Genomic DNA, 21,674 nt, shown 5'->3' on the forward strand with positions numbered 1-21,674 from the left:
CCAACAGCGTTTATCTTGTTTTAATAACGTAAAAAAGGGAAGATTTATATGGCTGATAAAGGAATTATAATAATGGGTATCGAATCGTCGTGCGACGATACTTCTGCTGCCATCATTCGCGATGGCGAAATACTGTCGAATGTAGTGGCTTCGCAGAAAGTTCATGAAGAATACGGAGGTGTTGTACCCGAGCTGGCATCGCGTGCGCATCAGCAAAATATTATCCCGGTGGTCGATCTGGCCATGAAGCGGGCAGGCATTAATCGTGAAGAAATTTCGGCCGTAGCTTTTACGCGTGGTCCGGGTTTATTGGGATCGTTGTTGGTAGGAACATCGTTTGCCAAAGGTTTTTCGCTGGCTTCGAAAATACCATTGATTGAGGTGAATCACTTGCAGGGACACGTGCTCGCACTTTTTATAAAAGAAAATGGTGTGGAATTTAATCCGCCGAAATTCCCGTTTTTGTGTTTGCTGGTTTCCGGAGGTAATTCGCAAATTATACTTGTGCGCGATTATTTAGATATGGAAGTAATTGGGCAAACCATTGACGACGCTGCCGGAGAAGCTTTTGATAAATGTGCGAAAGTAATGGGTTTGCCTTATCCGGGTGGTCCGCATGTCGATCGTTTGGCGAAAGAAGGCGACCCGCTTCGTTTTGAATTTTCGCGCCCACGAATTCCGGGCTTAGATTACAGTTTTAGTGGTTTAAAAACCAATTTCCTGTACTTTTTGCGCGACAACCTGAAAGAGAATGAAAACTTTGTGGAGGAAAATCTGGCCGATCTTTGTGCATCGTTGCAACATACTATTATTGAGATTTTGCTGAGCAAACTAAAACGTGCAGCCCGCGAAACAGGAATTAATGAAATTACCGTTGCCGGTGGTGTTTCTGCCAATTCGGGACTTCGAAATGCACTGCAGGAAAATGCCAAAAAGCACCGCTGGAACCTGATTATTCCAAAGTTTGAATACACCATGGATAATGCAGCTATGATTGCCATTACCGGATATTACAAATATTTGAACAAAGAATTTACCGGGCAGGATGCCGTTCCGTTTGCACGCACTCAATTGTAAACTTCATTTCTAAAGAAAATACTCGTTTTGAAATTTGAAAAAGAGCTGGTTCATGGAAAGCTGATAAAACGTTACAAACGTTTTTTGGCCGACATTGAATTGGATACAGGTGAAGTTGTTGTGGCGCATTGCACCAATTCAGGATCGATGAAAAGTTGCCTTGAAAATGGGGCAGAGGTTTATCTTACGCCGGTTGACGACCCGAAGCGAAAAACAAAGTTTACCTGGGAAATGATAAAAATAAACGGTGACTGGGTAGGCATTAATACCGGAAATCCGAATAAGTTGGCATTCGAAGCCATTTCGAATGGCGAAATTCCGGGGCTCGACGGATACACAACCGTTAAACGCGAAGTGAAATTCGGTGATTCGCGCTTTGATGTTTATGCGGAAAATGAGCAGGAGAAATGTTTTGTGGAAGTAAAAAACGTTTCGATGAAAGAAAATGAATACGCCTTATTTCCTGATGCTGTTACAACACGCGGGCAGAAACATTTAAAAACATTAATGGAAGTTAAGAAGCAGGGAATGCGCGCAGTTATGCTTTATATTATTCAGCGTAGCGATGTACAGATTTTTGCACCTGCCAAAGAAATCGATCCTGCGTATGCCGAATTGTTAAAAGAAGCACAAACGGCCGGCGTCGAAATTTTTCCGATGCAAGCCAAAGTAACGCCAACAGAAATTACTTTAAGCAAAAAACTACCTTTTGAGCTATAAAAAAGCCGGAACATTTTAGTGTCCCGGCTTCCTATATTCAGAACCGAAATTCTACTTTTTCTCTTTTTCTTCAATCGGCACCAAGTCTCCCTGGTACGAAATAAACTGTCGATTGGTGCTGTTTACCCGTAAACTTGCCGACCCGTTTGCACTTACCGCAAAGGTGTACTCTACATTGTCATTTTTGTTTTTTGCGCTAAACTTAATGGTATAACCACCTTTTTTTGCATCCTCAACACTATAATCGCTAATTGGAGCCTCAAAAATCATGGGCGAGTCTGTCGATCCGTAATCTGCCGAATAAGCACGTCCAAAATAAGGAAGGTAAGAATCTACTTCACCGTCTTTCAATACAACATTGTAAGGTGTTGATAATGTACGGGATCTTCCGCTCGACGGAAGCATTTGTGTTGCATTAAATTGCCAGGCGTTGGCTGCAACAAGCTTTTTTGTCTGTTCGGTAAGCATCGCTTCACGCTGTGCTTTTTTCTCTTTTCGTGTAAGTTTCTTGTCTTGCGCTTGCACTGCTACAATCGAAAAAATCAGAAAACTTAACAATATTATCTTTTTCATGATACCAATTTTTCCTTACAAAGTACAAAAAATATGCCGCAAAATCAACGGATTATAAGAAAGAAAAAAGGGATATAAAATATACCCCTTTTCGTGCAGTTTAACTAAATAAAATCATTTTATATGATTTCTGAAAAATTTCAATTGAATTCAAATTTCCGAAGCATTGCAACGTGTATTTTTCGAAACAGTTGGCATCGAAAACAAAAGTTCTTTTCTTTGCAACAATTCAATAAAATTTAGAACAAATGCTTCTGTTTATTCATTCTTTACAAAAGTACGACTTTTGTAAAAAATTAAAAAGGATAAATTTGAATAATAAAAAATATAATTACTGATAAAAATCATGCAAAGCATAAGCATTAGCAATGAATTGGCCGAAAAAGTACCTGACGTTGTTTTGTCGTGCATTAAATGCGATGTGCAATTTCAGGAACAAAATGGCGAACTTTGGCAAGAAATTGAATCAAAGATCGAAGAGCTAAACAAAAGTTTGCGTGTGGAAGAAATAAGCAAGATGCCGGCAATCGCTGCATCGCGAAGAGCTTATAAAAAATGTGGAAAAGATCCTGCTCGCTACCGTTTGTCGGCCGAAGCGCTATTGCGACGGGTTTTAAAGCGTGGCGAAATTTACCAGGTAAATAATGTGGTCGATCAGCTGAATTTGGTATCCATTTCAAGCGGATTTTCAATCGGTGGGTACGATGCCGATACAATTGACGGTGCTATTACTTTTGGTATTGGCGAAAAAGACGAACCATACGAAGGAATCGGGCGAGGGGAGTTGAATATTGAATTTATGCCGGTGTTCAGAGATGCAAAAGGCGCTTTTGGAACACCTACAAGCGATTCGGTTCGGACTTGTGTTACCGAACAAACAAAACGTTTTTTGATGATAATTATCTCCTACGAAGCTATCGATACCCTTGAAAATGCCACAAATCAGGCTCAACAACTTTTAAAAAAGTATGCCGGAGCCACTAACTTTGAATTAAAAACTATACAAGCAATATAATGAAGGGAATTTGTAAATTTTTGCTCAAGCGAATGGGCTGGACTGTTGTTGGAGGGCCGGCTCCGGTAAATAAATGTATCATTATTGGAGCGCCACATACCAGCGCCTGGGATTTTGTGATCTCCTATTTGTTTTACACCTCAAAAGGAGCCACAGCAAACATTCTTATTAAAAAGGAATTTTTCTTTTGGCCATTGGGTTATTTTGTACGGAAAATGGGAGGCCTGCCTATCGACCGCTCGAAAGGGGCCAACGTAATTCGCCAAACCATTCAACTCATTAATAAAAGAGAGCGTATTCATTTGGCACTAACGCCCGAAGGAACACGAAGTTTGAACAAACGCTGGAAAGCCGGATTTCATATTATTTCTAAGGAAACTGGTATCCCGGTGTATTTGGGCTATTTCGATTGGGGACGAAAAGAAATTTCGGTTGGCGAGCCATTTGAACTGTCGGACAATGCACAGGACGATATTAAACGCATGAAGGATTTTTACCGCGAAAAAGGAATTAAAGGAAAATTTCCGGAGCTGTTTACAACCGATTACTAGCCGAAAAAGAAATAGTAGCTTTTATTGGATTGAAAAGCTACTATTTCCGATTCTTCTAGTCAAAAGCAGAAATGCTGAGTTTAACCTGAACACTTTCAAAATCTCTTTCGCTGAAACCTGCAAAAACGCCCAAATTACCTGCAAAAAACAGGTTATTCAAACTGTAGCCAACTTCCCAGTAATTGTTGTATTCCGGCGTAGTAAGGTAATTTAAATGAAGACTTTCGCTCCAGGTTCTTTTGTTGAAAACCGAGAAGTAACGTAGCAGCAAGTATTCCGATTTATATTCGGTCATAACACTCAGGTAGCTGTCGTTGGTACTAATTTCATAATCATTAACCAACTGAAATCGGTGAGTAAAAGGCCGCATCATAATCGGAATTTCGGTAGTGCGAAAATGTTTGTATTGCGAAAAATGCATTTGATCGGCCGTAAAATAATGACCCGCATTTATTCTCCAGTCAATACCGGTACTTGGTGTTATATTGGCCTGTTGACGAACCGAGAAATCAATCCGGCTAAAATCAGCGCTGGAACCAAAAACATCGGGAATACCTCTTTTGAACGACAAGCTGAATTCATAAAAATCATCGATAAACAAAAAGGGCGATTCTTCGAGCCATGGTTTTCGTTGGCGCTTGCGAAAATCCAAACCCAGACCGTAGCTAAAGCTTTCTTGCTCGGCAAGAGCGGGATTGTCGGCTGTTAGATTTCCGGGGAGGTTTGGTTCAAAATCTTTATAATCAGAAAGCGGGAATGAGATATTGTTTTCAAGCGGGTGAAAATGATCGTATGCGGCGTTGGCATAAAACCTGAAATTTGTTTTAAAACGTTGTGAAAAACCGAGATGTAAGAATTCGCTTTCATACAATCGCAAGTAGTTTTCACCAAAAAACCACGAACTAATGGCATTTACAGCTGGAGTCATTGCCTCGAATCCGTCTTTAAAATCGCTGCTTTGTTTTCCTGCAAAAAGACTGAGTTGGTTTCTGTTTGCCAGGAAATTTACAAACTGTGTGTTTACGCTGCCAAATAGTGCTTTGCGGTTAAATGCATAACCCAATTGCGGAGTAACGTAAATTCGCTTTGTGGAATCGACCAAAAAACGGATGCGAAATTCCTGGCGGTATTTATAACCGTCAACCGCGTTAAAATCAAAATTCACCGGCGACAGCAAACCATCGTAACTCACACGAATGGTCGAATCTTTCGAGATATCGTAAGCACCCGCCATAAGCCGGCCAAGAAATCGTTTAGTATTATTATCTCCCGGAACAGAATCGGTTGAAGCGCCTTTTTCCTGCAATTTTAAGGAGTCGGCCATTCGGTAACTTTCAATCTCGGCCTGCGTTAACGGGATACTTCTTACCGTGTCCCATTCAATTGCAGTTCGCAGCGAATCGTTGTTCTCCGAAATTTGATAACTGCCGTAATCCTGTGCAACAATTGTCGAATCCTGGTATTGTTCTTTTAAAATCTTGCGGTTCAGGCGGGCCACTTTTTTAACATCTGCATTGCTCAATTCTTCTTTGGCATTCAAATTATTGAGCTCGCTAACCAGTTTTTGTTCTTTTTCCCCGGGTTCCCGCTTAACTTCTTCGGTACTTGTTTGTTCGGCAATTTCAGAGCTTTCGTATTGTATGTTGGAATAATTATTTACAATGGAATCGTACTTAACCGACGCGCCATAATAAAAATTCCCCCGCAGCCCCAGCATTCCAAAATCGCCTGTAATATTGTGCGAAACCGGCAGCCAGTTTTCGTTGTCAAGGTTTTCGAACTGTTGTTTTATGTGATAATTAAAGAACTCGAAACTGGAACTAAAATCGAGGTTGTAAATGCACCAAAGCCGGTCAACAATATAAATAAAACCTTCAACCAGTTCGTCGCTTTTTCGTTTTGGCGTCACGCGAATTTTAAACACATCGTAATCGCCAAGCGTAATAAATCCTTCGTAAACAAAGTTGTAATGTTTTAGCGCCAATACCGAGAGCGGAGAAACCACTTCGTTGGGGCGCTCGTCGTAAAAACTGGCTGTCATCAGTCCCATCACCGGTGGCTCGTCGAAACCGATGATCGAGCTTTTTTTGCTTATTACCTGTTGGTTATATTGGTCGGGATAATCGTAAGTAATTCGGTTTTGCGATTCAATTACATAGGTTACATTCTCTTTAAAGTAATCTTTGAATTTGCGGCCGTCTTCCACTTCCTGCTTTTTTATCAGGTTCGGAATATTACTAAAAGCAAAATTGGCTTTGATATAAAGATCGGCGCCGTAATGTTTAATTTTCTTACGGTAATAGGGCGCTTTGGCAATGGCTTTCCGCATAATAAAGTAGGCAGGATCTTCATCTCCTGGAAACACTTTAATCTCGGCCAGTTCAAAATTCTGAGCGAGCAAAGTAATGGGTAAAAACAAGCTGTCGGTTTGCAGACTCACCGTTTTCTCCTGCTTTTCGTAGCCCATCGAGCGTACAGTTAAATGGAAAGTACCGTTTGGCAAATTGAAGCTAAAATCGCCGTTGGTGTTTGATGTTGTGCCTTGCCGCGTTTCCGAAATATAAATGGTTGCATAGGGCACCGGTTGTTTTTGTTCATCCAGAATACGTCCGGAAAGCACCTGCCCGCTGGCAAAAAAGTGGGCAGTAAATAATAGTAAGGTTAAAAAAACGGACAGTTTTCTGCCGCTTGATTGGTAGATTTTTTGGGTATACATGGCTTAATTCTGTTTCAGTTGCAAGAAAAAGAAAAAAACGATCCCGTTAAAATATTTATTGTTAAAAAGTATTTACTGCTATAACCCCAGATCGTTACTGATCGTACGCATTGCATTAACTGCTAAGTCGGCAAATTCAGTTAGCGGAATTCCAATTTTTTCGCACTCCAAAATATTCTCGCGCTTTACCGATGCTGCAAAAGCTTTTTGTTTCATTCGTTTTGTAACCGATTTTGTTTTAACGCTTGCCAGTTTTTTATCAGGATAAACCAACGTAGTGGCCGTTATTAATCCGGTAATAGTTTCGCCGGCTGCCAGTGCATGCTGAAATTCGGTAGTGCGCTCTTTTCCGGTTGCTACTTCGTTGTGCATAACAATTGCATCAAGCATTTCATCGGTAACTTTTCCTTTTAGCAGCTTTTCGGCGTATGGTCCGTGCGTGTAAGGATCGGCGTTTGTAATCTCCACGTCAATATCGTGCAACAAACCTGCGATGCCCCATTCTTCTTCGTTTTTACCCAGGTGCTTCGCTATTGCACGCATTACCGCTTCCGACGCCAGACTGTGTTTTAGCATATTTTCAGCCTGTACATTCGATTTCAACATTTCAAGGGCTTCGTCTCTTGTAATCATATTCAAAATATAAATGTTCACCGCATTAAAAATAGTGATAAATTTGTGCCGGTTAAAACAACTAAACTTATTATCATGATTGAAATCGAGCGAAAATTTCTTGTTGATACTGAAATGTGGTGCCCAAAAGATTCGGGAAATCCGATTGTTCAGGGATACCTGTCGACCGACAAAGAAAGGGTAGTGCGGGTGCGCATTAAAGGCGATAAAGCTTGGCTGACGATAAAAGGCAAAACGCAGGGAATTTCGCGCATAGAACTGGAATATGAAATTCCGGTTGACGAAGCTGAGGTTTTAATGAAATTGTGTCATGATTTTCCTGTTCGGAAAAAACGCTACGTGGAGGAAATTAATGGTATGACTTGGGAAATTGATGTTTTTGAAGATAAAAATGCCGGTCTGGTTTTGGCCGAAGTTGAACTTAACGATGAAAATGAAAAAATTGAGCTGCCAGAATGGGTAACTCAGGAGGTGAGCGCCGATCATCGGTATTTTAATGCGTGGTTGTCGGAGCATCCGTTTACAACATGGTAAGTATTAAATTTTTGAGACTAAGGATATTAAAAGTCGGGTGTTAATTGTTTAGAGATTTAAAATATAGGATAACATAACAATGGTATTATTTTTGCGTTTTATCCGAAAGCTAAAAACAGTGTATATGTTCTCAGAAAAAGGGAAGATTTTTTTATTTATTCTATTATTTACCGGCTTTTCAAAACTTTTATTTGCGCAAAACTCTGTAATTGAAGAGGAATTGCTGCGTAATAATATTCAGGTTTTAAGAAGCTATTTTATTGAAAATAACAACTGGCACGTTGTTAAAAAGGAGGTGGGCACCGATGTTGATGCATTGTTGCATTTTATCGAAGATGAGTCGCTCGACCAGATTATTAAAAACCTGAACGACACGATGCGCGTTAACGGGAATTACGTTATGCGTTTGCCCGAAAATGTTGAAGACAGTCTCAGTGTGCCGGGATTTGTACCATATGCCGACCAGCAAATGGAGGTTCAGATAATTGAATCGGAATACCGGGCAAGTGTAAAACCTGAAGATATAACTGTGCCGCCGGCAATAATTCGTGAAGCTGAAAACGAAGTAAGGCAGGTGCCTGAAGGCGAGGGAATGAGGCTTTTTGCTGATTCCGTTTATACTTTCCCGGAAGAATTGTATATACCGGAAGTGATTCCCGATTCGATTTTAAACTCCCCCGACATGTTTAATGAGCTGGTTCGCCGCGACAGTCTTCGGAGAGATTACATCGAAGAAAAAAGGGTGTTTTATAACGACTCGGTTAAGGCCGATTACATTAGCAGGATTGTAAGTGTATACCGTGCCGAGAAATACAATGAAAACCTGCAATATCGCATAAAACGTTACAAAGACGAGGTAAAACTGAATAACTACTACGTTTTAAAAAATTACAACGACGAAGTAGTTGCCCAGGTGAACGATTCGATAAAAGCGGTTTTAAATGTGCTGATGACTTATGCCGACCATATTGATACCACACGCCTGTCGTTAATAAACTTATATGGCGAAAAAGAGGATATTTTATTACAAAACGGAGCCGAACGTTATTCGCGCATCTGGTTGAAAAATGAGCAGAACGATTCGTTGGCCGTGATGGTAAAAAATACTGATAAACGCACGGTGCAAATGTTAATCGACGATGGAGTAACTTTCTCGCGGTTTAAAGAAAAACAAACCAAAGATTTTGACTTCGAAAGCCTGAAACCCAACTACAATAAATTTAAGAGTGTAGGAAAAAGTTACGAGCTTGAAACCCCCTGGAATATCGGTGGTGACGGAAGTATTGGACTTACCCAGACCTATCTTGACAACTGGAAAAAAGGGGGTAAAAGCTCACTGGCTACATTAATGGTGTTGAAGGGTTTTGCCAATTATTCGCGCAAAGACGGTAAGGTAAAATGGGAAAATTCGGGAGAATTCAGAAATGGCTGGATCAGGCCGGGTGGTGATGAATCGGAGTTGCAAAAGAATGATGATAAATTTGAAATTACATCACGTTACGGATTAAGTGCATTTAAAAAATGGTACTACAGTGCCGAGCTGAATTTTAACACCCAGATATTTAGAGGATATAAGTATCCGAAAGCGGATAATCCGGATGTGCTTTCTGCTTTTATGGCTCCTGCAACAACGTATTTAAAGATTGGTTTGGATTACAAGCCGAACAAAAATCTGTCGTTGTTTTTGTCGCCGTTAACCATGAAAAATGTTTACGTACGCGATACGGCATTGGTTGATCAGACAAGCTTTAGTATCGACGAGGGACGCAAAGCATTTTGGGAACCGGGTTTAAACGCCGATTTAAGCTATAAAAGGCAAATAACCGATGACATTTCGTATGAAACAAAATACAAGATGTTCATCAACTATAAAGATCCGTTTAAGAAATTCGACTTAAACTGGGAGAACAACTTTAAAATGCAGTTAAACTCATACATCGATATGCGTTTAATGTTCCACTTTATTTACGATGACGATGTAAAATTCCCGATTTACGATGCCGATGGCAACAAAAGCGGTGAAGAAGCGAAACTGCAGATAAAAGAGTTCTTCACCATCGGTTTCACCTATAAAATTAACAAGAAGGTGATGCGCACGCACCGAATTCGTTAACCGCATTTATCTGATTTTTTGTTGAGACCGCAAATCATTTAAGAAAAGAAAAGTTACTTTTGATAAAAAGACAAGCTCATGAAAGATTTAAAACGCTACTATACTTTAAACGCCGATCCGAAAGACGTTTACAATGCTTTGACCAACGAAAATATGCTTGAAATATGGACCGGTGAAACCGCTGTTATGCCATTGGAGCCGAATTCTGAATTTTCGTTATGGAACGGCAGTATTTCTGGTGTGAATGTGGAGTTTGAGCAAGATAAAAAGATCGTTCAGAAGTGGTTTTTTGGTGAAGAGGAAGAAGATTCGCTGGTGACGATAAAACTACATCCGCACAAAAAAGGAACAAGCATTGAGTTGCGCCACACCAATATTCCCGACGAAGCTTTTGACAATATCTCGGAAGGCTGGGATGAAGATTATTTTGGAGCACTCAACGAATTGTTTATTTAGCCAGGAAGCAGATTGCCGATAGCTTATCGGATGCGTTTTACTTCAGCTCCTCCTGCAAAAGGTCTCTAACGTCAAGGAAGTTGCTTTCCAGTTTTAGCATGTTTTCAATAAAGAAATTGTAGATGTCGGGCCACTGGTTCTGACGATGAAAATCGACACCTTCCAATCGTGTGAAAATCCGGCACACTTCTGCTCCGCTGTCTTCACGCTCATGGAAAAACTCCCATTGCAAACCATCTTCAAAACCGTCTTCAATAACCGGTTTGTATCTTTCCAGAAATTCATAAGCCTTCAGCCTCTTGTTTTCGCTTTTGATACCTAGCTCGAGAATTACCAGCGCATCTTCGCGGGTAACATCAAAACGTAATGCCACTCCCTTAATTTTGGTTTTATGAAGCACCCATTTCCGTTTCCTGTATTTTAATTCAGGATGCACACTGCAGCGCTTGTCAAACAGTTGCCAGAAATCAATTTTCAATTGTCGCAATTCCTCTTTTGAATACATGCGCCAAAGGTAAACTAAATTTAATCCGCATTATTCATCACAAATAGCAAAATAGTTTAAAGCAACGAAGTTTTGTACCCATTTTTGACACTCAAAAATGGACCCAACTAAGTCGGGATTACCCCGGAGAAACATGACTATTGCTAAAATCAAATGAATTATCCGGGTTAATTTTTACTTTTATCATTTATAAAACACGCGATCTATGATTCACAAAATTCTACTCTTGTTAAACTTTATATTCATGGCCGGTATTTCAATGGCGCAGTATGTTGAAGTACAGGCAAATTACAACTCTGTTGGCGATTGCATTTTTAGTGCATCGAACAATGCAAAAGTGCCAATGTACCTGCATATTAATTTTGCCGACATTGAAAATACCACGTTTAACGAACCGCTACCTTACATAAAGAAAGTTGCGCCGGGTTTCAACAGCCTCTTTACATTGCAGCGCGATCTTGATGCCGGAATTCCGCGCTTTAATTATGATATTGAAACCTTTCGGTCGAATCCAACTGCTGATGTAGATCTCAATTTTCCGTATTTAATTCCGCTAAAAGAAGGTAAAAACGTATCGGTTTTTGATGTGAAAAACATTGATGGCTTTTGGGGAAAAGAAACATTGGAATCGTGGTTTGCGACAGGTTTCAAGGCAGAACCGGGAGATGCCGTTTTTGCCAGCCGAAACGGTGTTGTTGCCGAAGTTGTGGGCGACTCAAGAACAGGAGATTCGCGCTATTGGTATCATACCTGGACAAAAAGTATTACTTTGTTACACGACGACGGAACTTTGATTTGTTATAATGGAGTTCAGTTCGATCCTGAGCAACTTGTGGTGGGACAAAAAGTATTTGCCGGACAAAAAATAGGAGAGATTATCAATGATAGCGGGGAGCTGGTGGTACTCATCTTTCATGATTCATTATTTACCAAAAAGTTAGCGTTTGTTATTCCGCAATTTGTAATAAATAATAGTGGGGATGCAGAAATTATGAATTCTTTAAAGCCATACAAAGTATTTCATCCAGAGTTGATTAGAGGTATGGAAATGACAAAGCGCGAGAAAAGAAAATTCCTAAAAAATAACTAACATAAATTCTATGTGAGTTGGTTTGTGCAGCGCTAAATGAAAAAATGAACACACTGATGTGTTTCTATTGAATTTAATTTACAATTTGAATAATTGTTAAATAATATTAAAACTTTTTATCAAAAAATGTGTTTAAGGCTGTTATAAATGACAAAAGTCACTTACATTTGATACTGTTTACTTAAATTTGTCAAGAGTGTTATAAAGACTAAAAGATCGGTTAACAGTTAGTTAAGAAGAATTTAGATCGGAAGAAGTAAAAAATAAGAGCATCATTACTCAAATACATATTATTGTAAAAATTTGTTAAATGTGATTTTTTTTTATCTAATTTGTGCCGAGTATTAATGGGAGTGAGTTATTTACTAATATTTATAAATTTTTATTCTATGAAAAAAATTGCGCTAATGCTATTGGGCATTGCCTTGTTTGGCGTGCTTGTGGCTGAAGCACAGGTAAAAAGTATCACAGGTACTGTAACCAGTGCCGATGATGATATGGGAATACCGGGTGTTTCAGTAAGTGTTAAAGGTACCACAATTGGTACAGTTACAAATCTTGATGGGGTATATCAGCTGGAAGTTCCAAGTGATGCCGCTGCGTTGATTTTCTCTTTTGTGGGAATGAAAACGCAGGAAGTTGAGATTACTGGCTCAACAATTGACGTGGTAATGAACGCTGACCTTGTTGGTTTAGATGAAGTTGTAGTAGTTGGTTATGGTACTGCAACACGTCAATCGTTTGTGGGTAGTGCCAAAACGGTTTCAAGCGAGAACATAAAGAGTAAGTCAATCTCTAACGTTTCTCAGTCATTATCTGGTGAGGTTGCTGGTGTAAGTGTTATCAACACTTCTGGTCAGCCAGGTTCTTCCGCCACCATTCGTATCAGGGGATTTGGTTCTGTTAACGGTAACCGCGATCCTTTATATGTTGTAGACGGTGTTCCATATTCAGGAGCATTGAATGCACTTAACCCTAACGATATTGAATCAACTACCATCCTGAAAGATGCAACTGCAACAGCTATTTACGGTTCGCGCGGAGCAAACGGTGTAATCTTAATTACAACCAAAAAAGGTATGGATGGCGAAAGTATTATCGAAGCCGATGTGAAATACGGTGTAAACGTAAGCGGTATTGCTCGTCACCAGGTAATTCAATCGCCTGAAGAATATATTGCTCTTTCATGGGAGTCAATGTATAACAGGGGAGTAGCAACAGGACAAGCTGATCCGGCTGCATATGCTAATGCTAACCTGTTTAGCGGTAGCGGTATCAATTCAAAATACAACATGTGGAATATTTTTGATAGCAACGGAGATATTGATGTATCCCAGCTTATTGATCCTACTACTGGTCAGGTTCGTTCAGGAGTATCAAGATTGTATGATCCTGAAGATTGGGAAGATTACGGTTTCCAAAATTCAAACCGCACTGAGGCTAACATTACATTCCGTGGTGGTAGCGAAAAAACCAAATATTTTACATCAGTAGGTTATTTAAAAGATGTTGGTTATATCATCAACTCAGATTTCGAACGTATCAATGCTGCTATTAACCTGGAAACAGAAGTTAAGCCATGGTTAACAACTACGGCACGTATGACTTATGCGTTAACTGAAACAAATAACAATGGTCAGTCGGAAGACTCGGGTAGTATTTTCTGGTTTACCGATAACATTCCATCGATTTATCCGCTTTTCTCGCGCGATGCAAACGGTGATTTTATCGAAGATCCTATTTTTGGAGGTCATCAATATGACTACGGTGAAGATCGCGGATTCGGTTCGTTAACCAACTCAATTGCCGATGCACATTACGATATGTCTCGTACCGATCGTCATCAGGCAACAGGTAATTTCTCTGCCAACATTAAAATTATTGATGGTTTAACTTTCGAAAATACTTTTGGTGCTCAGTATTATATGGAAAAATATAATAACCTGAACAATCCATTTTATGGTTCTGCTGCAAGACAAGGTGGTTCTATTTACAAAAGAGATATTCAAATGTTTACCTACAATGTGTTGAACCTTTTGCGTTACCGCACTGAGTTTGGCGAGCACTCAATTGAAGCGTTGGCTGCACACGAAGCAAACTTTTGGGAAAGAAAAAGAAATACTGCAAGTAAATCAAAAGCAGTTCACCCTGATATTGATGACTTAAACAACTTTATTATTGTTTCTTCTCCTCCAACTTCTTATACTGATGAAGTAAACCTTGAAAGTTATTTTGGTCAGGTTAACTACAACTACATGAACCGCTACTACTTGTCGGCATCTGTACGTCGCGATGGAACTTCTCGTTTTATTGGCGATAACAAATGGGACAACTTTGGTTCTGTTGGTGCATCATGGGTTGTTTCTGAAGAATCGTTTATGGCAGATGTGCCAGCTATCGATTATTTAAAAGTAAAAGCCAGTTATGGTGTTATTGGAGAGCAGCAAGGTGTTGGATTCTACCCTGGTATCATCTCTTATAACGTAAGTAACCTGGATGATGAAATCTCAATTTCGGAAAACGAAGTTGGTAACCCGGATTTAACCTGGGAAACTTCAAAAATGTTCCAAACCGGTATCGAATTCGCAATTGGTGAGTATGTTGACGGATCGATTGACTACTACATGAAAAATACCGATAACCTGGTATTCGACAGAAGAGTTGGACCTTCAGTAGGTTATGCCATGATTACTGTTAACGATGGTCGTTTGCGTAACAGTGGTATCGAATTCGATTTTACAGGTCATATTTTACGTCATTCTGATTATACATTAGACATTACCTTGAATGGTGAAATGTTGAATAACGAAATCATCGATATGCCAATCGACCCTGCAACAGAGCTTCCAAAAGTTTTGGACATTTCTGGTCGTTTTGGTCGTGCAGAAGGACATTCATTATTTGATTTCTACACAAGAGAATGGGCCGGTGTAGACCCTGCTGACGGTGTTGGAATGTGGATACAGAATTATTACGATGCGAACGGTAACGGTGCTGTGGATGCAGGCGAAGCAATTACTTCGTTATACGAATATCAGCACGATAATCCTGATCATGAGATTAGTTCAACTACAACAAAATCTTATTCTGCAGCAACCAACAAATACGTAGGAAAATCTTCTATTCCTAAAGTACGTGGTGCTTTCCGTATTAATGGTTCAGTTAAGAAATTCACTTTAAGCGCTCAATTCCTGTATAGCCTTGGTGGTTATTCATACGACTTTGTTTATGCTGCTTTGATGGATAACGACCAGGTGGGTAGCAACAACTTGTCGACCGATATTTACGACAGATGGCAACAACCTGGTGACGTTACTGACGTTCCTCGTTTGTCAAGTGGTTATGATACAAACGTTTCAAGCTCATCAACACGTTTTATTACTAAAGCTGATTACCTAAGCTTAAATAACCTACGTTTGGGATACGATTTCTCAGGATTGGTGCAACAATGGGGAATAACAGGATTAACTCTATTTGTATCAGGTGATAACCTGTTCTTATTAAGTGCTCGTGACGGTTTTAACCCGGCAACATCGGAAACAGGTACTTCTGACTGGTATACTTACAACCCGTTGACTACGTATACTATGGGATTAAACGTAAAATTCTAAGAAGTGATTTTGAAATTAGATAAAATGAAAATTATTATGAAAAGAATATATATATTATCACTCATAGCGGTGTTATTCGTTGGGATAACCGGCTGTGGAGACGATTTTCTGGAGGTTCAGCCAACCGAGTTCTTATCTGCTGAGCAGGTAGCTGAGGCAGCTGAAAATAACCCGGATGTGGTAGCAGGTAGTGTTGCCGGTATTTATACGCTTATGTTTGAAACTGGTACCGGAGGAACAAATCTTGATCATGACGATTTTGGTCAAAAAGGTTATGATATCTTTAGTGACTTTTTGTCAAGCGATATGGCATTATCAGCAAGTGCTTATGGCTGGTATCGCAGAACTTGTGAATTGACAGAAACAGTGGATTATACTAATAACACCAACTATAAACCATGGCGTTATTATTACCGTCTAATTCGTTCAGCTAACACTGTTATTGCTACACTTGGTGGTAACGATGTAATACCTGAGAACGATGAGAACAAACACTTGATGGGACAGGCCAAAGCATTACGCGCTTACTGTTATTTCTACTTAACTCAGTTCTATGCATTAGAATATGAGCCATCAAAAGAAATTCTTCCTATTTACACCGATCCATCGCAGCCAAACCAGGCTAAAAGTACAACTGCTGAAGTTTTTGCTTTAATGGAAAGTGATCTTACTGATGCAATTTCTTTATTGGAGAACTTCACCAGAACTGGTAAACACCAGGTAAATAAATTTGTTGCTAAAGGATTATTGGCCTACGTTTATGCTTCAATGGGCGACGAAAAACTTTCGGAAGCCAAAAGCATGACAGAAGATGTAATCAGTAATGGTGGTTTTACACTTATGGATTCAACCGAAGTTGTTTACACCGGCGATGCATCTATTGGTGGTTTTAGAGATGTAAGTACTCCGGGATGGATATGGGGTGTTGACCTTACTTTAGATAACGGCTTAGACCTTGTTTCATGGTGGGGCCAGATGGATATTTTTACTTATAGCTACCAGATGGCAGGGGATAAAAAATCGATGGATATTGGACTTTACAATTCGATACCAGATAACGACATAAGAAAAGGCCAGTTTTATCCTGACCCGAGTTCTTCAAACTACCTGATCCCTTTTAATAAGTTTTATCCTGCTGACAGAACTACTGGGGCACAACGTAACATTGAAACTGACTATGTATACATGCGCGTGGCTGAAATGTACTTGTTAAATGCCGAAGTTAGTGCAAAACTTGGACAAGATGAAGCTGCAAGAGCAAGCTTAAAAGAGGTTGTAAGTCATCGTATGGCTGATGCAAGCTATATCGACGGACTTTCAGGTCAGGCTCTACAAGATGAGATTTACCTGCAAACACGTATCGAATTGTGGGGTGAAGGTAAAAGCTACCTGGCAATGAAACGTAATAAAGCAACTACTGTAAGAGGGTCAAACCACTTATCGTTACAAGGAGAATCAATTCCTTACAACGATCCAAGGTTGACTTTTGAAATTCCTATTGAAGAGATTCAGAACAACCCACTTATGGATTCTGGTAATAAGTAATAACTTACTCTGCTTAGCAGATTATATTAATCAGAAAAATTAAAAGAATATGAAAAACATAAAATATTTATTCCTGTTCGTTGCTTCTGTTTTCTTATTAAACAGTTGCGAAACTGGTATGCCGGAAACAACGGACCTGAACTATGTAACTTTCGAGGCCACATCAATGGACCTGGGAGTGGTAATTGATGGTTCTAGCGACTATGAACTTTTTGTTTATACAACGCAAATTATAGGAACGGACAGAACTTTTGACATAACTGTTGATCTGGAATCTACAACTGCCGATGCTGCAGCTTACAGTGTACCGGCAACAGTAACTGTTCCTGCTAATTCAAATGTCGGATCTTTTGTTCTCGGGTTAACTGATTTAAACATTGGTGAAGGTGTTGATATTGTATTAAACCTGGAAGTTGAAACCGGTGTTTATAAAGGCGATGCAATGGTGTTATCAGTAACTCAGCTTTGCGAGCAAAACGAAACATACGTAAAAATTCTGTTTGACGACTGGGCTAGCGAATGTGCATGGCAAGTTACAGATGCCTCGGAAACTGTTGTAATGGCTGGCTCTGGTTATTCTGATGGAACTGCAAGTGCTTCAGAAAAAGCATGTTTGCCTGATGGTGAATACACTTTTACAGTAGTTGATGCTTATGGAGATGGATTAACTGCTTCAGAAGATGAAACTGTTGGTTCTATTACTATAATAAGTAATGGAGCTGAAGTAACTACTATTGGTGGTGACTATGGCGCTGGAACTTCAGTTGATTTTACATTAACGAAATAAGTTCATTAGAACAATATAGAAGAAGCCGCTTCATTAATTTGAAGCGGCTTCTTTATTTTAGTAATTGAGCAGGTGACTTCAAGTCACCTGCTCAATTTATTTACAGCAAAAAAAAGACCGTCTCAAAACGAAACGGCCTTCTCTATAATCTCTTTGTTTTTATTAGTCGTAGCGATGTTCATCAGCGTGAGGCTTTTCACTATCGCACGCACATATTTTATCTAAACCTTTTTCGTACTGTTCAAGCGCACGCAGGCTCATTCCCATATTCGAGAATCCACCATCGTGGAAAAGGTTTTGCATAGTAACTTTTTTCGTCAAATCAGAGAATAGTGTGATACAGTAATCGGCACACTCATCACCGGTTGCGTTTCCAAGTGGCGACATTCTTTCCGAAAAGTCCAACAAACGATCGAAACCTTTAACTCCGTTTCCGGCAGTGGTAATGGTTGGCGATTGCGAAATGGTGTTTACCCTAACGTTACGCTCACGTCCATAAATATAACCGAAACTACGCGCAATCGATTCCAGCAACGCTTTGGCATCAGCCATGTCGTTGTAGCCAAAGAACGAACGCTGAGCTGCAACATACGACAAGGCAACTACCGATCCCCATTCGTTAATGGCATCCATTTTACGTGCCACCTGAAGTACTTTGTGAAAAGACACCGCAGATACATCGAGGGTTTTGTCGAGGTAGTTATAATCCAAATCACTGTAGTGGCGTCCCTTTCTTACGTTTGGCGACATACCAATAGAGTGTAAAATGAAGTCGATTTTGCCACCTAAAGCTTCCATTGATTTTGTGATCAGGTTTTCCAAATCCTCAACATTGGTTGCATCGGCACCAATCACTTCAGCATTAATTTGCTCTCCCAGTTGATTTGTCTCACCCATACGAATGGCAACCGGGGTATTTGATAATGTTACTGTGGCTCCTTCTTCGTGTGCTCTTACTGCCACTTTCCAGGCAATTGAATCGGGATTTAACGCCCCAAAAATAATTCCCTTTTTTCCTTTTAATAGATTGTTACTCATAATTAGTTTTTATGAAACGAGTATGCCATTAGCATACACGACAATGATTATAAACATGCGAAATTCATCCGAACCGATAAAATCATGCAGATGAAATTACGCGTGCAAAGTTAATTCAGTTTAAATAAATTATTCACGAATGGTCATTTTTCAGCTGTTAAGTCTGCTTTTTTAACTTTTCTCATCGAATTTTGTTCAATAACATTCGAAAATATGAATGTTAATCGCGAAAAGCTGCGTTCTACTATTTCATATAGCAGCTGCTTTTTTTAGCTTTGGAAGCAAATAAAAACTGTTACCTATGAAACGAATATTCATGCTGTTTATAGCAACAACTCTATTCTTTAGTTGTTCTACAAACACTAAAAAAGAAGCAAAACAAAACACAAAAATGGAAGTGAATCCGGAAATAAAAAAGAAGGCCGACGAATTTGTATCGTTTAAATTAACCACCGATTTAAGCGTGCTAACCGAGAATGAAAAGCAAATGTTGCCGATTCTCCTCGAAGCCGCCAAATTAATGAACGACATTTACTGGCAGGAAGCATATGGCGATAAAGATGAATTGTTAAACCAGAATTGGGATGAATACACCCTGAAATTTATAAAGCTAAATTTTGGTCCATGGGAACGTTTAGATGCTAACAAACCATTTTTACCCGGGTACGATCAGAAACCTGCAGGTGCAAATTTCTATCCTACGGACATGACCAAAGAAGAATTTGAAGCCTGGGACGATGATACAAAAACAAGTCTGTATACTTTGATACGCCGCGACGAAGAGGGGGCTTTGAAATCTATTCCATACCACATCGCATTCGAAAAGGAAATTAAAAAGGCGGCAGACCTTTTATTGCAAGCTGCTGAATTGGCAGAAGATGCCGGGCTGAAGAAATATCTTGAGGAACGCTCTAAAGCATTGCTTACTGATGATTATTATGCCAGCGATGTTGCCTGGATGGAAATGAAAAACAACACCATCGAATTTATCGTTGGACCAATTGAAAATTACGAGGACCAGCTTTATGGATACAAAGCAGCTCACGAATCGTTTATCCTGATAAAAGATAAAGATTGGAGTCAGCGACTGGAGAAATATGCTGCGTTGCTGCCGGGCTTGCAAAAAGCCTTGCCTTGCGAGCAGCCATACAAAAACGAAACTCCGGGAGTTGATTCGGATATGAATGTTTACGATGCTATTTATTACGCCGGCGATTGTAATGCCGGAAGCAAAACCATCGCCATCAACCTTCCAAACGACGAAGAGGTTCGCGAAACAAAAGGTAGTCGTAAACTACAGTTGAAAAATTCGATGCAGGCTAAATTCGATAAAATTTTAGTGCCGATTGCAGATTTGTTAATTGCTGAAGATCAGCGCCAGCATGTGAAGTTCGATGCGTTCTTTGAAAACACTATGTTTCATGAAGTGGCGCACGGTCTTGGATTGGGAAATACTGTTGATCAGAGCACAACGGTTCGCGAAGCCTTAAAAGACGCCTACACTTCGATTGAAGAAGGGAAAGCCGATATTTTAGGTTTGTGGTGCGTTTACCAGCTGAACGAAATGGGCGAGTTGGGCGAAAAAGATATGATGGACAACTTCGTAACTTTCATGGCCGGCATTTTCCGTTCGGTACGTTTCGGCGCTGCCAGCGCGCACGGCAAAGCAAATATGATGCGTTTTTATTACTTCCAGGAAATGGGAGCTTTTACACGCGACGAAGCCACCGGAACTTATCGTGTTGATTACGAAAAAATGAAAGACGCCATGATGAACCTATCGGAAACTATTCTGAAGATTCAGGGCGATGGCGACTACGAAACCGCCAAACAGATCATTGAAGAAAAAGGCTTTATTCGCGAAGCACTTCAAAAAGATCTGGACAGAATAGGAGAGGCCGGTATTCCACGTGATATCGTCTTTGAACAAGGAGCAGAAGTTTTAGGACTCTAAAAATATAAGGAGGTTGTCTAAAAAAGTAGTGAAGAACGTCATTCTGAATTCATTTCAGAATCTGTTAAGACAGAATTGAAGATCCTGAATCAAGTTCAGGATGACGTAACCAAGAGCTTTTGGGTGACAACTTCTTCTTTTACTGCCAACTTATTCTTTGCCGGGTTTAACTCCCCGTTAACAACTATTTCGGTGCATTCAGGGTTATATTTGTAACGTGATTCAATTAAAGAACATAGCGGTTTTGTTTCTGGGAGCGATCTTTTTGTTGTCAACTTCCGGATTTGTGCTGTACAAAAGCTACTGCGCTTGTTCCGGAGAGGATTACACAAGTATTATTGTAAAACCGGAAACCTGCGAAACCGATTTTCATCAACACCATAAACACGATCTGGCGAATAATGAATTGGCCTGTTCCGAAGGCGAATGTCATGAGTGCCAACCAAAAGGAAACCATTCAGACGCCTGCGGATGTGAAGCGCCCGAATCGATTTTTATGAAACTGATGGATAAGGCAGTTAATGATGCCGTGAAGTTCGTAGCCGTTCAACCAGTTGAATTAACAGTATTCAGTTCCGATATTCTCGAGGAGCTGACAACCGATGCCGATGACAACCTAAACAAACGTTTTTACGCTGATCCTCCGCCCCGGATAACATCCACACTGGATTACCTTATTCATATTCAGCAACTCAAAATCCCTTCGTTAGCTTAAGATTTGTTCTGTAGCACAGAAAAGGACTGTGTTTACAACAA

At 40.0% G+C, this 21,674-nt stretch carries 18 protein-coding genes; 13 read left to right on the top strand and 5 right to left on the bottom strand.

Going from position 1 to position 21,674, the window contains the following annotated elements:
* Positions 1–48 precede the first annotated feature (48 nt).
* Both tsaD and sfsA read left to right on the top strand, forming a co-directional pair.
* Positions 49–1,077, top strand: a complete 1,029-nt coding sequence (gene tsaD, locus QZ576_RS01875) for a tRNA (adenosine(37)-N6)-threonylcarbamoyltransferase complex transferase subunit TsaD (RefSeq protein ID WP_297093692.1) — start codon at positions 49–51, stop codon at positions 1,075–1,077.
* Positions 1,078–1,104: 27 nt separating this feature from the next.
* Positions 1,105–1,797: a DNA/RNA nuclease SfsA gene (gene sfsA / locus QZ576_RS01880; RefSeq protein ID WP_297093693.1), complete on the top strand. Its 693-nt coding sequence runs from the start codon at positions 1,105–1,107 to the stop codon at positions 1,795–1,797.
* A gap of 51 nt (positions 1,798–1,848) precedes the next feature.
* Here the strand turns inward: sfsA and QZ576_RS01885 are convergent, their stop codons facing one another.
* Entirely contained in the window at positions 1,849–2,370 is a 522-nt protein-coding gene (locus tag QZ576_RS01885) for a DUF4251 domain-containing protein (RefSeq protein ID WP_297093694.1), read from the bottom strand.
* 346 nt (positions 2,371–2,716) lie between these two features.
* Between QZ576_RS01885 and QZ576_RS01890 the strand changes: the two genes are divergently transcribed.
* Positions 2,717–3,385 carry a B3/4 domain-containing protein gene (locus tag QZ576_RS01890; RefSeq protein WP_297093695.1) on the top strand — a complete coding sequence of 223 codons (669 nt, stop codon included), beginning with the start codon at positions 2,717–2,719 and terminating at the stop codon, positions 3,383–3,385.
* On the top strand, positions 3,385–3,936 hold the full coding sequence (locus tag QZ576_RS01895) for a 1-acyl-sn-glycerol-3-phosphate acyltransferase (protein WP_297093696.1): 552 nt from the start codon (positions 3,385–3,387) through the stop codon (positions 3,934–3,936). The genes QZ576_RS01890 and QZ576_RS01895 overlap by 1 nt, the downstream gene beginning before the upstream one ends.
* Before the next feature lie 55 nt (positions 3,937–3,991).
* On the opposite strand, the gene QZ576_RS01900 is transcribed toward QZ576_RS01895, so the two are convergent.
* Together QZ576_RS01900 and QZ576_RS01905 are read right to left on the bottom strand one after the other, a co-directional pair.
* Positions 3,992–6,652, bottom strand: coding sequence for a DUF5686 and carboxypeptidase regulatory-like domain-containing protein (locus QZ576_RS01900; protein ID WP_297093697.1), 2,661 nt, complete (start codon positions 6,650–6,652; stop codon positions 3,992–3,994).
* A 78-nt stretch (positions 6,653–6,730) separates the two neighbouring features.
* Positions 6,731–7,285 carry an HDIG domain-containing metalloprotein gene (locus QZ576_RS01905; RefSeq protein WP_297093698.1) on the bottom strand — a complete coding sequence of 185 codons (555 nt, stop codon included), beginning with the start codon at positions 7,283–7,285 and terminating at the stop codon, positions 6,731–6,733.
* 75 nt (positions 7,286–7,360) lie between these two features.
* Between QZ576_RS01905 and QZ576_RS01910 the strand changes: the two genes are divergently transcribed.
* From QZ576_RS01910 to QZ576_RS01920, 3 genes are all read left to right on the top strand, one after another.
* Positions 7,361–7,819 (top strand): CYTH domain-containing protein, encoded by a 459-nt coding sequence (locus QZ576_RS01910; protein ID WP_297093699.1) that lies wholly within the window; start codon positions 7,361–7,363, stop codon positions 7,817–7,819.
* 124 nt (positions 7,820–7,943) lie between these two features.
* Positions 7,944–9,932: a DUF3078 domain-containing protein gene (locus QZ576_RS01915; RefSeq protein ID WP_297093700.1), complete on the top strand. Its 1,989-nt coding sequence runs from the start codon at positions 7,944–7,946 to the stop codon at positions 9,930–9,932.
* Positions 9,933–10,010: 78 nt separating this feature from the next.
* A complete protein-coding gene (locus tag QZ576_RS01920) occupies positions 10,011–10,388 on the top strand; it encodes an SRPBCC domain-containing protein (RefSeq protein WP_297093701.1) in 378 nt (125 codons plus the stop codon).
* Positions 10,389–10,425: 37 nt separating this feature from the next.
* Here QZ576_RS01920 and QZ576_RS01925 read toward each other — a convergent pair whose 3' ends face one another.
* Positions 10,426–10,893 (bottom strand): DUF4268 domain-containing protein, encoded by a 468-nt coding sequence (locus QZ576_RS01925; RefSeq protein WP_297093702.1) that lies wholly within the window; start codon positions 10,891–10,893, stop codon positions 10,426–10,428.
* A gap of 205 nt (positions 10,894–11,098) precedes the next feature.
* On the opposite strand from QZ576_RS01925, the gene QZ576_RS01930 reads away from it, so the two are divergent.
* From QZ576_RS01930 to QZ576_RS01945, 4 genes are all read left to right on the top strand, one after another.
* Positions 11,099–11,983, top strand: coding sequence for a hypothetical protein (locus QZ576_RS01930; protein ID WP_297093703.1), 885 nt, complete (start codon positions 11,099–11,101; stop codon positions 11,981–11,983).
* A gap of 389 nt (positions 11,984–12,372) precedes the next feature.
* Positions 12,373–15,594, top strand: a complete 3,222-nt coding sequence (locus tag QZ576_RS01935; RefSeq protein WP_297093704.1) for a SusC/RagA family TonB-linked outer membrane protein — start codon at positions 12,373–12,375, stop codon at positions 15,592–15,594.
* A gap of 36 nt (positions 15,595–15,630) precedes the next feature.
* The gene (locus QZ576_RS01940) at positions 15,631–17,139 is read left to right on the top strand and encodes a RagB/SusD family nutrient uptake outer membrane protein (RefSeq protein ID WP_297093705.1); all 1,509 of its coding nucleotides are present in this window, start codon (positions 15,631–15,633) and stop codon (positions 17,137–17,139) included.
* 49 nt (positions 17,140–17,188) lie between these two features.
* Entirely contained in the window at positions 17,189–17,926 is a 738-nt protein-coding gene (locus QZ576_RS01945; protein WP_297093706.1) for a hypothetical protein, read from the top strand.
* 162 nt (positions 17,927–18,088) lie between these two features.
* Here QZ576_RS01945 and QZ576_RS01950 read toward each other — a convergent pair whose 3' ends face one another.
* Positions 18,089–18,964, bottom strand: coding sequence for an SDR family oxidoreductase (locus QZ576_RS01950; RefSeq protein WP_297093707.1), 876 nt, complete (start codon positions 18,962–18,964; stop codon positions 18,089–18,091).
* 301 nt (positions 18,965–19,265) lie between these two features.
* Between QZ576_RS01950 and QZ576_RS01955 the strand changes: the two genes are divergently transcribed.
* Complete coding sequence (locus tag QZ576_RS01955) at positions 19,266–20,918, top strand: Zn-dependent hydrolase (protein WP_297093708.1); 1,653 nt, start codon at positions 19,266–19,268, stop codon at positions 20,916–20,918.
* A gap of 217 nt (positions 20,919–21,135) precedes the next feature.
* Positions 21,136–21,633 (top strand): hypothetical protein, encoded by a 498-nt coding sequence (locus QZ576_RS01960; RefSeq protein WP_297093709.1) that lies wholly within the window; start codon positions 21,136–21,138, stop codon positions 21,631–21,633.
* Positions 21,634–21,674 lie beyond the last annotated feature (41 nt).

It is taken from the genome of uncultured Draconibacterium sp. (genome assembly GCF_913060805.1).
GTDB lineage: Bacteria > Bacteroidota > Bacteroidia > Bacteroidales > Prolixibacteraceae > Draconibacterium.

What these genes read in the sequence shown, in the direction of transcription:
- tsaD (WP_297093692.1), top strand. Translation starts at nt 49, where the DNA reads ATGGCTGATAAAGGAATTATAATAATGGGTATCGAATCGTCGTGCGAC.
- QZ576_RS01885 (WP_297093694.1), bottom strand. Translation starts at nt 2,370, where the DNA reads ATGAAAAAGATAATATTGTTAAGTTTTCTGATTTTTTCGATTGTAGCA.
- QZ576_RS01890 (WP_297093695.1), top strand. Translation starts at nt 2,717, where the DNA reads ATGCAAAGCATAAGCATTAGCAATGAATTGGCCGAAAAAGTACCTGAC.
- QZ576_RS01895 (WP_297093696.1), top strand. Translation starts at nt 3,385, where the DNA reads ATGAAGGGAATTTGTAAATTTTTGCTCAAGCGAATGGGCTGGACTGTT.
- QZ576_RS01900 (WP_297093697.1), bottom strand. Translation starts at nt 6,652, where the DNA reads ATGTATACCCAAAAAATCTACCAATCAAGCGGCAGAAAACTGTCCGTT.
- QZ576_RS01905 (WP_297093698.1), bottom strand. Translation starts at nt 7,285, where the DNA reads ATGATTACAAGAGACGAAGCCCTTGAAATGTTGAAATCGAATGTACAG.
- QZ576_RS01910 (WP_297093699.1), top strand. Translation starts at nt 7,361, where the DNA reads ATGATTGAAATCGAGCGAAAATTTCTTGTTGATACTGAAATGTGGTGC.
- QZ576_RS01915 (WP_297093700.1), top strand. Translation starts at nt 7,944, where the DNA reads ATGTTCTCAGAAAAAGGGAAGATTTTTTTATTTATTCTATTATTTACC.
- QZ576_RS01920 (WP_297093701.1), top strand. Translation starts at nt 10,011, where the DNA reads ATGAAAGATTTAAAACGCTACTATACTTTAAACGCCGATCCGAAAGAC.
- QZ576_RS01925 (WP_297093702.1), bottom strand. Translation starts at nt 10,893, where the DNA reads ATGTATTCAAAAGAGGAATTGCGACAATTGAAAATTGATTTCTGGCAA.
- QZ576_RS01930 (WP_297093703.1), top strand. Translation starts at nt 11,099, where the DNA reads ATGATTCACAAAATTCTACTCTTGTTAAACTTTATATTCATGGCCGGT.
- QZ576_RS01935 (WP_297093704.1), top strand. Translation starts at nt 12,373, where the DNA reads ATGAAAAAAATTGCGCTAATGCTATTGGGCATTGCCTTGTTTGGCGTG.
- QZ576_RS01940 (WP_297093705.1), top strand. Translation starts at nt 15,631, where the DNA reads ATGAAAAGAATATATATATTATCACTCATAGCGGTGTTATTCGTTGGG.
- QZ576_RS01945 (WP_297093706.1), top strand. Translation starts at nt 17,189, where the DNA reads ATGAAAAACATAAAATATTTATTCCTGTTCGTTGCTTCTGTTTTCTTA.
- QZ576_RS01950 (WP_297093707.1), bottom strand. Translation starts at nt 18,964, where the DNA reads ATGAGTAACAATCTATTAAAAGGAAAAAAGGGAATTATTTTTGGGGCG.
- QZ576_RS01955 (WP_297093708.1), top strand. Translation starts at nt 19,266, where the DNA reads ATGAAACGAATATTCATGCTGTTTATAGCAACAACTCTATTCTTTAGT.